A 14180-nucleotide genomic window follows, 5' to 3' on the forward strand; every position below is an offset into this window, starting at 1 on the left:
AGACCTCCCAAACAAATGCCTACCTTAATTATTCTTCTAGTGGACCTGCTCGGAAATATGACTAAGCGCCTCTCCAGCGTTGTCTGCAAAAATATTACGAACAGCCAAATCCCCGATCGAGACAATCCCGATCAGACGGTCTCCTTCCGTCACAGGCAACCGACGGATTTGCTGCTCCGCCATCAGTTCAGCTGCTTGGTCCACCGACATGTCCGCACTGGCTGTACGAATACCTGTCGTCATAACCGTATCGACTGAACCCGAACCCGAATTTTTAGCCGCATAACCGCGAACGACAAGATCACGGTCCGTTACTACGCCAATCAACTTATCACTGCCTTCGCTTTCCACAACCGGAATAAAACCAGTATCATTGTCCTTCATTTTGACCGCAATTTCATAAATATTGTCCTGCGGGGTAACCGTTACGCATTTTTTAGTCATAACTTCCTGAACTTTTTTCATGGGTACTCCCTCCTTTTCAAGAGTAGGGTACCCCATTTCATTCAGCTCATACTCCAGATTGAACCGTTCCCAATTCCACTCATTTTAGCCCTTAATTGCCCCTGCTTTTCGTTCCGCAGCGTATCCCGTAGACATCGCAATAAACAAACGAACCGCGTTAATCATAGCATCCTCATCAAAATCAAATTTAGGATGATGGTGTGGATAAACCGCTCCTTTAGCTGGGTTACCCGCTCCTACGAACATGAAGCAACCTGGCACACGTTCCAAATAATACGCAAAATCTTCAGCAGGCATCAGCTTCGACGCTTCCTGTACATTCTCCTTGCCGAAAACAGATTTTGCTTCATTAAAGAAACGAGATGCTTCATGTGCGTCATTGACAACTGGTGGGTATCCCATAATATAGCGAACCTGTGCTGTTGTACCGTATGTTGCGGCTGTGAGCTCTGTTACCTCATGCAGTCGCTCCTTCATCACCGTTCGTGTCTCCTCATCAAACGTACGAATCGTTCCACTCAAGCGACACGTTTCTGCGATCACATTTTGCGCAGAGCCCCCTTGGATGGTTCCCACCGTCAGCACGGCAGGTCGTAATGGGTCGACTGAACGACTTACGACACTTTGCAATTGCATGACAAGAGCTGAACCCGCCACGACACTATCCTTAGTGGACTGGGGCATCCCACCATGCCCACCCTTACCTGTGATTTCAATATAAAAATCATCTGCCGCCGCCATCAGCGGCCCTGCACAACTCGCAGCCGTCCCGACAGGAAAAGGTGTCCATAAATGGATACCATAAATGACGTCCACACCTTCCAATATACCATCCTTTATTACACTGACCGCTCCGCCAGGCAGCAATTCCTCCGCAGGTTGGAACAACAACCGAATTTCTCCTTGCAGCTCGTCCCGGTTCAGACTGAAATAGTAAGCCGTTCCAAGTAGCGCGGATGTATGTCCATCATGGCCGCAAGCATGCATGGCTCCGTCTACGTTGGAGCGATATTCACATTCCTTTTCATCCTGAATAGGAAGAGCATCCATATCGGCACGCAGCAAGACGACAGGCCCGGGTTTAGCACCACGAATGGTGCCTACAACACCGTGTCCCCCTACCTGACGGCGAATCTCGATTCCCCAACTCTCCAACTTATCCGCTACAAAAGCTGCGGTTTTGCTTTCCTGAAAGGAAATTTCGGGATTCTTATGTAAATGTCTACGCCACTCCACCATATTTTCTTGCAACTGGTCAAACCAGGTCTTGTCTAGCGCATGTTGTGTCATAATGCTCCACCTCTCCTTTTAAAGCACCGGGCAAGTTCCCGATTCATCATGCAGCGTCACCACGTATGCACCGCTGCTCTCAAGTCTTCATTTTTATCCTATTGTAGCAGATATGGAATTGTTGTGATATCTGTTGCTTCAGGGAGGTTGCAGAAGCCCATCAAACATAATATGATAAAATGGGTAAACGATAAAATGATAACCGTCTGCGAGGAATATACCTTGTGGCGAATACCGGGGGAAGCTGATATGAGAAATACGAAGCCGGAGACTCGAAGAAGAGGCACACCGGATTTCCAATTGCTGATCCTCACTTTGTTACTGGTTGGATTCGGTGTAATTATGGTATTTAGCTCCAGCTCCAGCGTAGCTTTGCTGAATAAAGAATACAATTTTGACTCTTTATATTTTGTGAAGCGCCAATCTGCATTTGCTGTACTTGGACTTTTTATTATGTTGGTAGCTATGAATATTAAGATGGAAAAATATAAAAAGCTTTTTGTACCTTTATTTTTCATAACTATATTACTGCTAATCATCGTTCTTTTTACAGGCTCACTTAACGGCGCAAAAAGCTGGCTCAGGTTTGGTAGTGTTGGTTTCCAGCCAACGGAGCTTGCGAAAATTTCCATCATTCTTTACTTATCTGCACTGATTGTCAAAAAAGGAGATCGCTTTAGAGATCTGCGGACTGGCTACATACCTGTAACAGTCATTGTAGGCTGTGTTGCAGGACTCATCATGCTTCAACCTGATTTAGGCTCCTGCTTCATTTTGGTTGCTACGAGTGGTCTGATTATTTATGCCGGGGGAGCCAGTGTCAAGCATATTACAGCATCAATTGTTCTGCTCGTGCTAGGCGCCTCCATTGTATTTGGTATTGGGTCGTTGTTTGGGGGAGATTCTGGAACCACAGATGGACAAGCTGCTGCCAAGCAAGATTACAAAATCGGACGCTTTCAGGCCTTTCTTAATCCCGTGAAATATAGACAAGGAACGGGATACAATCTGGTACAGTCCTTGCAAGCTATAGGTGAAGGCGGCTTAAACGGGTCAGGATTTGGTAAAGGTATTATCAAGCTTCATTATCTTCCTAATCCATTTAATGATTTTATCTTTTCTGTAATTGGTGAAGAATTCGGATTTATCGGAACAGCCATATTCCTGATGCTATATTTGTATTTCATTTGGCGAGGCATGATCATTGCTCTGCGTTGCCATGATCCGTTCGGAACGTTGGTAGGCACCGGTATCATGGGTTTGATTGCCATTCAGGCCTTCATTAATATCGGCGGTGTAACCCAAACAATTCCAATCACTGGCGTAACGCTTCCATTTATCAGCTTTGGTGGCTCCTCCCTGCTTGTCATGATGTTTTCGATGGGCATTATGCTCAGTATTTCTCGTGAGAACACCAAACAAGCGGTGCAGGAACGCACCACAGGGGTAGCTGTCCGTAATGAAGTACCCAATCGCTTTCAAACTCGTAGAACCAACCGTTTTCGCTAAAAAAAGAACTTCCAAGGACCACTTACAACGGTGGCTTTGGAAGTTCTTTTGGTTATGTATAAAAATACGGAAACCCTCTGCAAAAATGGCTATGCTGTTGATTCATAAAACGAAAACTGGCGATTCTATAACCACCAGTTTTCGTGTTTTTATTCGGGTTATCCTACGGAATTCCCGGCATGTATACAATTGGTTAAAAATGTAGAATTATCGGTCCTTGATTCTATTACACTGCGTCGTCCTTGAACGCCACACCTTCCACTTTTACGTTCACTTCCACGACCCGCAAACCTGTCATACTTTCGACGGCTTCTCGCACATTTTGCTGAAGAATTCGGGACACCTCATGAATAGGTGTTTCGTAGAGTACGATAATACGTAGATCAATGGCAGCTTCCAGCTGTCCAACCTCCACTGATACGCCTTTTTGCACATTTTTACCGCTCAGCCTTTTGGCCCAGCCTTCCGATAAACCGCCTGACATTGCAGCAATGCCCGGTGTCTCTAATGCGGCCATCCCGGCAATTTTACCTACGACATCGTTGGAAATCTTGATGTTTCCTGCTTCCAGTTGTTGAATTTGCTCTGCCATGACCTATGTCCCCCTTCATCCATCCTTTATTTGTATTGTAAAGCCTCAGCCACTCCAAATGCAAACTCTACGTATGAAAAACAACTTTCGTTTACAACCTATATCATTTTGGGTATATTAATTTAGAAAATCCATACAAGTGAGCATTTTGCATAAACCCCAAGAGTGTTTTCCAATCAGCAATATATAGATCGAAACGCTTTAGTTCGTCTATATATTGTACTTATGTGCGATGGGAATCGAATTATGCAAAATGCTGAAGTGACAGCTTTCACCAAACTTGTACACATTTATTGATATCGAGGTGCTCTTCATTGAAAAAATGGTTATCTCCCGCTTTGCTTATAGCGACATTTGCTCTTAGCGCAGTCGCCCATTACACGCATTGGAACGCTATAGCCCAATTTGTCATTTGTGCAATTTCTGTTGTATTCGTAGCCGGTTTCCTCGGCAGGGCGACCGAAAGCGTCGCGCATTATGCTGGCCAACGTTTAGGTGGATTCTTAAATGCCACCTTTGGTAACGCAGCCGAACTGATCATCGCCATCTTTCTTGTTAAAGAAGGTCTTTACGATATGGTAAAGGCTAGTCTTACTGGTTCTATCATCGGCAATCTGCTGTTGGTGCTAGGAGCAAGTCTGTTCGCTGGCGGTTTAAAGTACAAAGTACAAAATTTCAATATATCGCTGGCTGGATTAAGTGGTTCTCTGATGATTGTGGCTGTTATTGCCTTGTTCGTTCCAGCTGTCTTTTTGAACACACACGTTATCACGGATAGCGAATCAGATACGCTCAGCCTCATTGTCGCAGGCACGCTCATTGTCGCGTATATTGCGTGGCTTATTTTTTCTATGATTACGCATAAGGACTATTTATCTGATGTGACCGAACAAAAAGATGAAGAATTACCACATGAGCATGCCCCTGTATGGTCCAGAAACAAATCCATTGCCTATTTGATACTTGCTACCGTCATGGTCGCTTTTGTCAGCGAATGGCTGGTAGGTACGCTGGAGGTGTTTACGACCCAATTTGGGCTCAGCGAATTGTTCGTAGGTGCCTTCCTCGTCGCTATTATTGGTAATGCAGCCGAACACAGCGCTGCTATTTTACTGGCGATGAAGAATAAAATCGGTGCATCGGTTGAAATAGCTGTCGGCAGCAGTTTGCAAATTGCGCTATTTGTTGCCCCTGTGCTGATATTTGTCAGTTACTTTATGGGAAACACGATGAATATTGTTTTCACTACTATTGAGCTGGTCGCCATTGCTGTCGCTGTATTTATCGCCAAATCCATCACCCAAGACGGCTCAACCAACTGGTATGAGGGGCTCATGCTATTGGTAGTGTATGTATTGTTAGGTGTATCCTTCTTTCTTGTGTAGCTTTTTAAGGTTTTAAAATGTTCATTAGGATGGTGGAAGGGGATGCGCTTTTACCATCCTAAAAGAACATTTTTTTAAAAAAAGGCATCAAAAAAAGCATGCTCTCAAGCTCCGCATGCTCTCATCAATTCAACCGTCTTCCTAATTGGCCTTATTATTCATGGCCTCATATAGAATAGCCAGATTGCGTTCCAGCTCACTGACCAGCTGTTTACCTACCATTTCCGGAAGAAGTCCAGCGCGAACCGCAAAATCCACTTCCTTGGAAAATCCGTACATCTGAGTATCCAGCACTTCCTCATAGAGAGGGCAATAACGGGTTGCCAGATTCTCCATCTGTACTTCAATAAGCTTCTTTATTTTATCTGCATCTTCCTGAAGCAGATTAATAGCCTTGATATTCAATTGTTCCTGCAAATCAGATGAAGTCATGGATTCTTCCCCCCTATGTCTCAATGTCGCACAAGACGTCCTATCCTTAATATTAGACCAAATTGCAGGCTAATACAAGAACCTGACAAAAAAAGCATCCCTACAGTTACAGGTAGGGATGCTTTTGCTTCAAGAATAAAGTTAGCTGGCTACTGAAATATGAAGTCCGTGCTTCTCGAACACCTCGATGATCGCTTTCTTGGCTTCCTCCGCATCTGGTCCATGAACGTGTAGTTCATAGCTATGGCTGCTGACTAGGGTCGTAAACAAGCCCAGTATACTTTTCACATCAATATACTTATTTTCGGAATGAAGGACGATGGAAGAGGTGAACTTGCTTGCCGTCTGTGCAATTTCAACAACCGCCGCGTTATTATTGGACATAGAAATCCCTCGCTTTACTGAATTGTCATGTATCGTTACTCATCCATAATGATACATTGAAATCGCTTTCTCAGCAAGAACGGATATCGTTATTTTAAATTTTCAGGGTTTAATGGCTCCAGCTCAGGCAGTACAAAGATGCCATCTTTACGAATCAAAACATCGTCAAAATAAATTTCACCACCGCCATATTCTGGACGCTGAATCAACACCAAATCCCAGTGGATCGATGAACGATTACCGTTATCCGCTGTTTCATAAGCTTGACCCGGTGTAAAATGTAAGCTGCCGGCGATTTTCTCGTCAAACAAAATATCCTTCATTGGATGTAAGATGTGCGGATTAAACCCGATGGCAAACTCGCCAATATAACGTGCTCCCTCGTCAGAATCGAGAATATCATTCAGCCGCTTCGTATCGTTACTCGTTGCTTCCACGATCTTACCATTTTCAAAACGGAATTTAACATTTTCAAAAGTAATGCCATTATACAGGGTTTGTGCATTGTAGCTGATCGTTCCGTTAACGGAATCACGTACAGGCGCGCTGTATACTTCGCCATCCGGGATATTACATTGACCTGAACACTTGATAGCTCCAATTTGCTTAATAGAGAAATTCAAATCCGTACCCGGTCCACTAATCCGTACCTTGTCCGTCCGATTCATCAGGTCTGCCAATGCATCTTGAGCTTTGTCCATTTTTGCATAATCCAGATTACACACATCGAAATAAAAATCTTCGAACGCTTCTGTGCTGATATTCGCCAATTGAGCCATGCTGTCATTCGGATAACGCAGCACTACCCATTTGGTGTGTTTCACCCGTTGTTCGCTATGTACCGCATGCTGATAAATGGAATTATACAATTTCATTTTATCTTCCGGCACATCTGACAAATCATTTACATTTTCACCTGCACGAATTCCGATATAGCAGTGCATTTGCTTCATCCGGTTAAGGTCAATCTCAGCCCAGGTCTCCAGCATCTCCTTTGTCGCGTGACGAAGCATGGTGCTCTGTACCTTACGGTCTGTAAGTTGTACAAAAACATTTCCACCTTTTTTACCAACTTCATGAATGATGGCGTTAAGTAAGTCGCGCTCTGTACCAATCATTTCGATTAATACATTTTCTCCAGGCTGCACTTCAACAGAGTAACCTACCAGATTTTCCGCCAGCTTAAGTATTCTAGGATCTTTCATGTAGTGTCTCTCCTTCTCTATTTCATTCTTTTTGAACGATGGTTAATTCAAAATTCATTGTATCACGCCCGCCACGTTACTTGTAGTCCTCAAAAGTAACTCTGGTTATCAAAGCCTCTTGATGCAGATCTTCATTTTCTCCCTGTCGGGTAATCTGGCATTCGGATGAAAGCTTTAAGGGTAAACCTGTTTGGCGATCTATGGTCAAATGATACACCGTATGCACAATGGATTGCTCCAGCTGGTTATTCATATCCTCACAACTTTGCGCCCATATTTGGCTCAGCTTCTTTCGCAGCTCTCGATTCGTTCCTGTCTGCTGCGTTTTTAATATCACGATTTGAGGGTTTAACGTATTCATTTCTTTTATTAAACGATCTTTCAACCAGCGCTTTGCCGAAGCAGATTCCGGTTCAATCCTCAACACCCAAGTTCCCCGGGCAGCTCCCGTTTCCATACGAATGCTCTTATTCAGTGTATTTAATTCCTCAAGCTCCTGAATCGGATTGAAGCGATTTAACATACCATTTCCAACCACAGGAGGATAACCGGATGTCAGCGAAACCCATTTCCCACTCTGACGAATAAAACGTTCCTGTGTAACATCATGCTCGGACTTACCTTGTTTCAGAGCTGTGTAGCCACCTTGCTTACGGAAAGCCTCTGCAGAACCCCAGTGCATGGTCAATTCATCGTGATTTCTTAGCCTACCGCGATATTCAAACTGCTTATTCGTTGGCAGACCACTGTCTGCTCTAATTGCAGTCCGTCCAGTAAACGTTACCATCTCTTTGCCAGCCATTCCTGCAACAGCTCTCTTAAAAATCTGCTCAGGCGTATATTGTCGATCCAGTGCACAACCACTTAACACACCTATTACAAGCAACACACCACAAACCTTCATCATCCATTGCTTTTTCCAATGCATCCCATCATCCGTCCTATCCTGAACATAGCTGTACTCATGAGCAATAATCCTGCTTCAAGCCAGTTATGCTACCTGGTTCACTTCATCGCGTTATCCCTATAGTTCAATCATACACACGATATAGCTGCGTTTAGGATTACCTGTCTGCAAAGGGTTATGCAAGACAAAAAGAGAACATTCCCTAAGGAATATTCTCTACACATTGGCTACATGATCAACAACTATTCGATTGCGTCCTTCATTTTTCGCTTCGTACAAGGCCATATCAGCCCTATAAAATAAAGATTCAATACTGATCTGCTCGTCCAGCCAGTTCCATTCAGCAATCCCGCAAGAAACAGTCACCTGAGGCTCAGTTTCATGCTGTACGCGGTAACGTATTTTTTCTGCATATCCGAGCGCTTGCTGTACCCCCAGCTGCGGTAAATAAATGGCAAGCTCCTCGCCGCCCCATCTCGCACATACATCCTCATCGCGAGTCGCCGAACGAACGATATTGCTGACGCTTTTCAAAATTTCGTCACCCGTCTGATGCCCATGCGTATCATTCACCTGTTTGAATTGATCAATATCTACCAAAATAAGAGATCCACAGAAATCCTTTTCCTGATGTTGCTGAATGATTTGGTCCACATAATGACGTACATACAGACCTGTTAACATATCCATATTAGCCAACCGCCGCACCTCAGCGTGCAGCATAGCATTGGTTACCGCCAACCCGATATGAGGGGCTAGCATTTGCAACATTTTGTAATTATCGTAAGAGAAAAAGTGCGGAAGCTTGCTGGACAATAGTATAACCCCTTTAGGAGTACCGCTGGTCTTCATAGGTACAGCCATCAAAGACTGGGAGTGCGTCGCATCCATAAAATGAGAGGATATCTTCCCATCCTTTCTATAGTCCGACACAATCACTGGTTCCCCTGTTAAGCGTATTAGTCCAGCAAATCCATCTTCAAGAGGGTAACTTTCCAGTCTTAAGCTTTCCACATTACTCGACATGACCTTAAAACAGTTTCCATCCTGGTCAAGCTGTACAATACAACAAAAGTCCGCCATGAACATTTTTAATAACTCCTGCACGGCAAATTCAAATATTTCATTTAACTTCAGGCTCTGATTCAAGCGCTGAACCAGTTCATTAATGAGACGCAATTCATGGATAAGTACATTCGATTGCTCAAGCAGCTTTGCATTTTCAAATGCGGTGCCAGCCGTATCCGCCATCATGGCAATCAGCTCTACATCCACTTTTTTCATACTATCCGCGCCCGATGGAAGAATCATATGGAAAACACCGTATACGCCCTGCTTACCACGTAATGGGATGCCGATTTCAGTTATTTCATCTTGTGTACCGACAGGCTCATTCACAGCCATTTGCCCTTTCATAAATGCACGGACGCATACATCTTCGTCCCGTTCATGCAGCAGTAAAGGTTTGACCTGCGGATTGCGACTATGTCGATCCTGACTCATATACAAGGTGATATCTACATGGGGAAACAAATAGGCGATGCTCCCGAATACCTCATCCAGCACGCCTTCTACGTCAATTTTGTCATGCATCCGTTTTACAATCTGAAATAAAATAGAACGGCGTCTACCTTCACGATCGCTTCGATTCCGCATCCCAAGGACATCTTCCATAAATATGTACTCAAACTTCGTGTAAAAGCAGGATTTAAAATGTAAAGCAGCTGATAACAATGTGTCCAGATTTGGGACAGAATGTTGAGCAGGCCGTGTAAAACGAAGAGCGGCAAAGGGCTCGCTCTTGTAATTACGGCATAGTATGGGAACCATATACACAAACGAAAGGCTTCCATCACGAAGTTTGCGCTGGCTCACTTCCATCTCTCTAGATATGCAACAACGTTCGACCAAATCCAAATCCTCGTCATCATCTTCTTTTTTACCAGCAACACGAACACCTATAAAATTAAAAACAGCAGTATATTCTTCGTTAATCCAGGATATACCATTGCCCTGTTGTAACCAACTCCGATATCCTTGGACAAGCAGCTGGTTAATATAGGGGAAATCATAGGGTGTCATATCCATGTTCTGGAGCCAGGCAAAAGAAGTATATCCTTTATCATCAAACAGCGGAGCACCGCTAGCCTGGACCGTTTTACTGTCAAGCATTTGCTGATCCGTTGTTGAAAATTCCGACATATTAAGGCGCTCCTTCACAGCAAAATTAGCTGTACCAAGACAGCGGCTATACACCACTATAGCTCATAATATGATCTATTTTACTCCCAACTCTAGAAATTTGCATCCATTTTCCAGAAATTCGTCCCACTTTTTTAGTTCTAAAGCCCTATCGACAAAATTTGACGTTTTCATTCTTTTTCTCTTCTTGACATTGACCTACTCTTACATGTAGTATATATTATTGAAAAAGACTGTACGGCAGAACTATCTACTGTGCGGATCTTAAATTTTGGGCGTAACAGTTTGTGTCACCCTCATCTTTTTTGTTGCTGACAGGACAGCGGCTGAACTTTTCTGTCAGTAGTGCGTCTCACCTTAATAGGTAGCGCCGAACAAATTGGAGCGCAAAGAGAGCCCCAACTCAAATTTTAATTATGAAGGAGTTAACTCTATAATGGCACGTTACACTGGTCCTAAATTTAAATTGAGCCGTCGTCTCGGTATTTCCCTGAGCGGCACAGGTAAAGAATTGAAACGCCCTTTCCCTCCGGGACAACATGGTGCAAACCAACGGAGAAAAATCAGCAACTACGGTATGCAGCTTCAAGAGAAACAAAAGTTGCGTCACATGTACGGCTTGGGTGAAAAACAATTCCGTACCCTGTTCAACAAAGCTCAACACATGCACGGTATCGCTGGTGAAAACTTTATGTTCTTGCTGGAAAGCCGCCTGGACAACCTTGTATTCCGTCTTGGCTTTGCTAATTCCCGTGCAGGCGCACGTCAATTGGTAGCTCACGGTCACGTTACTGTGAACGGTAAAAAAGTTGACATCGCTTCTTACCAAGTAAGCCCTGGCGACGTGATCGGTCTTCGTGAAAGAAGTCGTTCCCTGTCTTCCATCAAAGAAGCTTTGGAAAACCGCAACCACTTGGTAGCTTACCTGGAGTACAATGACGCAGCTCTGGAAGGTAAATTCATTCGTTTGCCTGAGCGTGGCGAATTGTCCCAAGATATCGATGAAAAACAAATCGTCGAATTCTACAACCGCTAATCCCTGCATTAGCACCAAAAAGCACCCGAATAAATTCGGGTGCTTTTTTTATATTCCCTATGCATCGAGCCTGAGAGTTCTTTTATTCAATGGGGATGTATACTTTCATGCTCAAATGATCTGGATAGGAGGAATTCATCACGTCCGTAATTTCAAAATCTGGTCCCTCCCTCCGTTCAAAATTAGAATTAGGAAGCCACGTGCCATAGATAAAGTCTCGTATATTCTGAACCCGTCCATCTGAACCCGAAGCGTCAAACTCAGCATACTTCCCTGCTGGAATCTCCATATATATGAAACCCTTTGCCAGTTCATTTGACTCTTTTTCAACTGCCTCGCCCACCACAAATGAAAATGCACCATTGTCTTCAAATCGACAGGCAACCCCATATGACATTCCCGGTGCGATCTTGTTCGGGATACACATAAAATATTCATTGGCTCCAAAGTGCCCATAAAATCCTGGAATTTCTTTATAGTGCTGCTCATTATTCAGATTTGTTTTATATTCATACCCTATAATTTTGGTCGTTTCGAGCTGCAATATCACTGGCTTGTTCACATCCAAATCCCCCTTCGTATTTTTTTGATAATCCAGAAAATTAATTTTGCTTTGTCCAGGAAGCTCAATATCACTGTTACGATATTTCCCAGGGGTGATCCCAAAATTCTTTTCAAAAGCGCGGGTAAAGGCTTCTTGCGAGTTGTACTGAAACTCAATAGCAATGTCCAACACTTTTTGATTGGATTGTTTTAGCTGTTCAGCCGCCTCGGACAATCTTCTCCTTCTTATATACTGTTGAACCGTAAAACCCGAAATGGCCTGAAAAACCCGCTGGAAATGAAAAGCTGAAAAGCATGCCTGTGAAGCAATATCGGCAATTTTTAGATCCTCCCGCAGATTCAATTCAATAAACTCAATCGCACACTGAATTCGTTTAAAATAGTCCATATAATCCTTCCCCACACTCGTAATTGTTCTGATTATCGATCCTACACCCAAATTGTGCAACCCACGTTTTCATTATGTATAACTCTTCACCTACATGTTTGATTATTTGTGCTAAGTTTACCATGACTTTTCACTTGGCAGAAATAAAAAAGCAACGCTGAGATCGAGACAATCTCAGCGCTGCTTTTGAATATATTTTCATTATCCAAGCTTGATTTTAGCAAATTTCCGTTTACCTACCTGCACAATGTCGCCTTCCTTCGGCGTGTATGCTTCGTTCACATCGGTCCATTTCTCTTCGTTAATTTTGACCGAACCCTGCTGAATACTGCGCTTGGCTTCACCGTTAGATGCTGCAAAGCCCAGATGAGTCAGCAACTGGATCACACGAATGCCACCTTCTTCTAACTGATCAGCCGTCAAGGTGAACTCTTCAATATCGTCAGGCAGCGCGCGCTGCTGGAATACGGTCACAAAATGCTGCTTCGCTGCTTCCTCTGCTTCTTCACCATGGTACATGCGCACTAACGTTCCAGCCAGCTTCATTTTGGCATCACGTGGATGCACTGAGCCTTCCTTAACACCTTTCGCCAGCTCTGCCAACTCCTCGTTGTTGATATCCGTTGCAAGCTCAAAATATTTCAGCATCAGCTCATCAGGAACGGACATGGATTTTCCGTATATTTCGTTCGGCTCCTCATCAACACCAATGTAGTTCCCCAAGCTTTTACTCATCTTCTGAACTCCATCCAGCCCTTCAAGCAATGGTAAAGTAATAGTAGCCTGTGGCTCAACTCCGTATTCTTTTTGCAGGGTTCTACCCATCAGAAGATTAAACTTCTGATCCGTTCCCCCTAATTCAATATCGCTTTGGAGAGCCACGGAATCCATGCCCTGCATCAGCGGGTAAAAGAACTCATGGATGCTGATCGGCAATCCGTTTTGGTACCTTTTTGTAAAATCATCCCGTTCCAACATACGGGCAACCGTTACTTTGGCCGACAGGGTTACTACATCAGCAAAAGACATTGGCCCTAACCATTCGGAATTGTAAAATACCTTTGTTTTTTCAGGATCGAGAATTTTAAAAATTTGTTCCTTGTATGTTTGGGCATTGCGCTGTACATCTTCTTCAGTCAGTTGCTTACGAGTCTCCGATTTACCTGTCGGATCACCAATTCTGCCTGTAAAATCTCCGATAATCAGTTGTACTTGATGGCCTAATTCCTGGAACTGTCGCAGTTTGTGCATAACAACCGTATGTCCGATGTGAATGTCGGGAGCAGATGGATCAAGGCCCAGCTTAATTTTGAGTGGCTCGCCGCTAACGACCGATTTGATCACCTTACGCTTCAGCTCATCCTCCGGTACAATTTCCGCTACACCCCGCTGTATCACCTCTAGCTGTCGTTCTACCTCTACCTGCTGCTCTGGCTTCAATTCTTCCCACTTCATCCTGTATACCTCCTATTTTCCATCCAAAATATTACATATTAGACAAACCAAAAAGCCCCTTTCATCCCAAGGGACGAGAAGGAGCTGCTCGCGTTACCACCCTAATTAAAGAAACGCATGTCAAAGACAGACATTTCTTTCACTTCATTCCTATAACGGGCCTACACCCGGTACTGGATTACTATGGTGCTTCGCAAACCTGCAAAAGCTTTCCATTCATCCAGACAGCTCCAGACGGTAATTCAAAGGAGGGACGCTACCGATTCACACCACCCATCGGCTCTCTGTACAACGTGAATCCGCCTTCTACTGAAGTCTTTCTCTGCTTTTCACGATATTTACTTTGACCTATTTATAACACACTGC

13 protein-coding genes and 1 other annotated feature are annotated in these 14180 nt (G+C 43.9%); of the genes, 3 read left to right on the plus strand and 10 right to left on the minus strand.

The features are described from left to right. Nucleotides 1-36: 36 nt before the first annotated feature. Both G9G53_RS22135 and G9G53_RS22140 read right to left on the minus strand, forming a co-directional pair. Nucleotides 37-465, minus strand: coding sequence for a CBS domain-containing protein (locus tag G9G53_RS22135; RefSeq protein ID WP_023989320.1), 429 nt, complete (start codon nucleotides 463-465; stop codon nucleotides 37-39). 84 nt (nucleotides 466-549) lie between these two features. Beyond that, nucleotides 550-1755 carry a M20 family metallopeptidase gene (locus tag G9G53_RS22140; protein ID WP_069010582.1) on the minus strand — a complete coding sequence of 402 codons (1206 nt, stop codon included), beginning with the start codon at nucleotides 1753-1755 and terminating at the stop codon, nucleotides 550-552. A 249-nt stretch (nucleotides 1756-2004) separates the two neighbouring features. On the opposite strand from G9G53_RS22140, the gene ftsW reads away from it, so the two are divergent. Beyond that, complete coding sequence (gene ftsW / locus G9G53_RS22145; RefSeq protein WP_165150256.1) at nucleotides 2005-3264, plus strand: putative lipid II flippase FtsW; 1260 nt, start codon at nucleotides 2005-2007, stop codon at nucleotides 3262-3264. 226 nt (nucleotides 3265-3490) lie between these two features. Here ftsW and G9G53_RS22150 read toward each other — a convergent pair whose 3' ends face one another. Beyond that, nucleotides 3491-3856, minus strand: a complete 366-nt coding sequence (locus tag G9G53_RS22150) for an Asp23/Gls24 family envelope stress response protein (protein ID WP_013310912.1) — start codon at nucleotides 3854-3856, stop codon at nucleotides 3491-3493. A 314-nt stretch (nucleotides 3857-4170) separates the two neighbouring features. On the opposite strand from G9G53_RS22150, the gene cax reads away from it, so the two are divergent. Further along, a complete protein-coding gene (cax, locus tag G9G53_RS22155) occupies nucleotides 4171-5241 on the plus strand; it encodes a calcium/proton exchanger (RefSeq protein ID WP_029517643.1) in 1071 nt (356 codons plus the stop codon). A gap of 141 nt (nucleotides 5242-5382) precedes the next feature. On the opposite strand, the gene G9G53_RS22160 is transcribed toward cax, so the two are convergent. From G9G53_RS22160 to G9G53_RS22180, 5 genes are all read right to left on the minus strand, one after another. Next, nucleotides 5383-5673, minus strand: coding sequence for a YlaN family protein (locus G9G53_RS22160; protein WP_007431028.1), 291 nt, complete (start codon nucleotides 5671-5673; stop codon nucleotides 5383-5385). 141 nt (nucleotides 5674-5814) lie between these two features. After that, nucleotides 5815-6057 carry an HPr family phosphocarrier protein gene (locus tag G9G53_RS22165; protein ID WP_013310915.1) on the minus strand — a complete coding sequence of 81 codons (243 nt, stop codon included), beginning with the start codon at nucleotides 6055-6057 and terminating at the stop codon, nucleotides 5815-5817. An 89-nt stretch (nucleotides 6058-6146) separates the two neighbouring features. After that, nucleotides 6147-7262: an aminopeptidase gene (locus tag G9G53_RS22170; protein ID WP_029517644.1), complete on the minus strand. Its 1116-nt coding sequence runs from the start codon at nucleotides 7260-7262 to the stop codon at nucleotides 6147-6149. A gap of 76 nt (nucleotides 7263-7338) precedes the next feature. Continuing rightward, entirely contained in the window at nucleotides 7339-8190 is an 852-nt protein-coding gene (locus tag G9G53_RS22175) for a hypothetical protein (protein ID WP_165150258.1), read from the minus strand. 195 nt (nucleotides 8191-8385) lie between these two features. Continuing rightward, on the minus strand, nucleotides 8386-10371 hold the full coding sequence (locus G9G53_RS22180; protein ID WP_029517646.1) for a sensor domain-containing diguanylate cyclase: 1986 nt from the start codon (nucleotides 10369-10371) through the stop codon (nucleotides 8386-8388). A gap of 436 nt (nucleotides 10372-10807) precedes the next feature. Here G9G53_RS22180 and rpsD point away from each other — a divergent pair, with 436 nt between their 5' ends. Continuing rightward, the gene (rpsD, locus tag G9G53_RS22185; protein ID WP_013310919.1) at nucleotides 10808-11407 is read left to right on the plus strand and encodes a 30S ribosomal protein S4; all 600 of its coding nucleotides are present in this window, start codon (nucleotides 10808-10810) and stop codon (nucleotides 11405-11407) included. An 82-nt stretch (nucleotides 11408-11489) separates the two neighbouring features. Here rpsD and G9G53_RS22190 read toward each other — a convergent pair whose 3' ends face one another. After that, nucleotides 11490-12359 (minus strand): AraC family transcriptional regulator, encoded by an 870-nt coding sequence (locus tag G9G53_RS22190; RefSeq protein WP_165150269.1) that lies wholly within the window; start codon nucleotides 12357-12359, stop codon nucleotides 11490-11492. Between the two features lie 201 nt (nucleotides 12360-12560). Further along, a complete protein-coding gene (gene tyrS / locus G9G53_RS22195; protein WP_165150271.1) occupies nucleotides 12561-13814 on the minus strand; it encodes a tyrosine--tRNA ligase in 1254 nt (417 codons plus the stop codon). A 66-nt stretch (nucleotides 13815-13880) separates the two neighbouring features. Further along, nucleotides 13881-14146 (minus strand) — a binding site (T-box leader). Between the last annotated feature and the right edge of the window lie 34 nt (nucleotides 14147-14180).

It is taken from the genome of Paenibacillus sp. EKM206P (genome assembly GCF_011066155.1).
Classification (GTDB): Bacteria; Bacillota; Bacilli; order Paenibacillales; family Paenibacillaceae; genus Paenibacillus; species Paenibacillus polymyxa_D.

Bases quoted from the DNA above. Each gene is read 5' to 3' on its own strand.
- G9G53_RS22135 (WP_023989320.1), bottom strand. From the start codon at position 465: ATGAAAAAAGTTCAGGAAGTTATGACTAAAAAATGCGTAACGGTTACC.
- G9G53_RS22140 (WP_069010582.1), bottom strand. From the start codon at position 1,755: ATGACACAACATGCGCTAGACAAGACCTGGTTTGACCAGTTGCAAGAA.
- ftsW (WP_165150256.1), top strand. From the start codon at position 2,005: ATGAGAAATACGAAGCCGGAGACTCGAAGAAGAGGCACACCGGATTTC.
- G9G53_RS22150 (WP_013310912.1), bottom strand. From the start codon at position 3,856: ATGGCAGAGCAAATTCAACAACTGGAAGCAGGAAACATCAAGATTTCC.
- G9G53_RS22160 (WP_007431028.1), bottom strand. From the start codon at position 5,673: ATGACTTCATCTGATTTGCAGGAACAATTGAATATCAAGGCTATTAAT.
- G9G53_RS22165 (WP_013310915.1), bottom strand. From the start codon at position 6,057: ATGTCCAATAATAACGCGGCGGTTGTTGAAATTGCACAGACGGCAAGC.
- G9G53_RS22170 (WP_029517644.1), bottom strand. From the start codon at position 7,262: ATGAAAGATCCTAGAATACTTAAGCTGGCGGAAAATCTGGTAGGTTAC.
- G9G53_RS22175 (WP_165150258.1), bottom strand. From the start codon at position 8,190: ATGCATTGGAAAAAGCAATGGATGATGAAGGTTTGTGGTGTGTTGCTT.
- G9G53_RS22180 (WP_029517646.1), bottom strand. From the start codon at position 10,371: ATGTCGGAATTTTCAACAACGGATCAGCAAATGCTTGACAGTAAAACG.
- rpsD (WP_013310919.1), top strand. From the start codon at position 10,808: ATGGCACGTTACACTGGTCCTAAATTTAAATTGAGCCGTCGTCTCGGT.
- G9G53_RS22190 (WP_165150269.1), bottom strand. From the start codon at position 12,359: ATGGACTATTTTAAACGAATTCAGTGTGCGATTGAGTTTATTGAATTG.
- tyrS (WP_165150271.1), bottom strand. From the start codon at position 13,814: ATGAAGTGGGAAGAATTGAAGCCAGAGCAGCAGGTAGAGGTAGAACGA.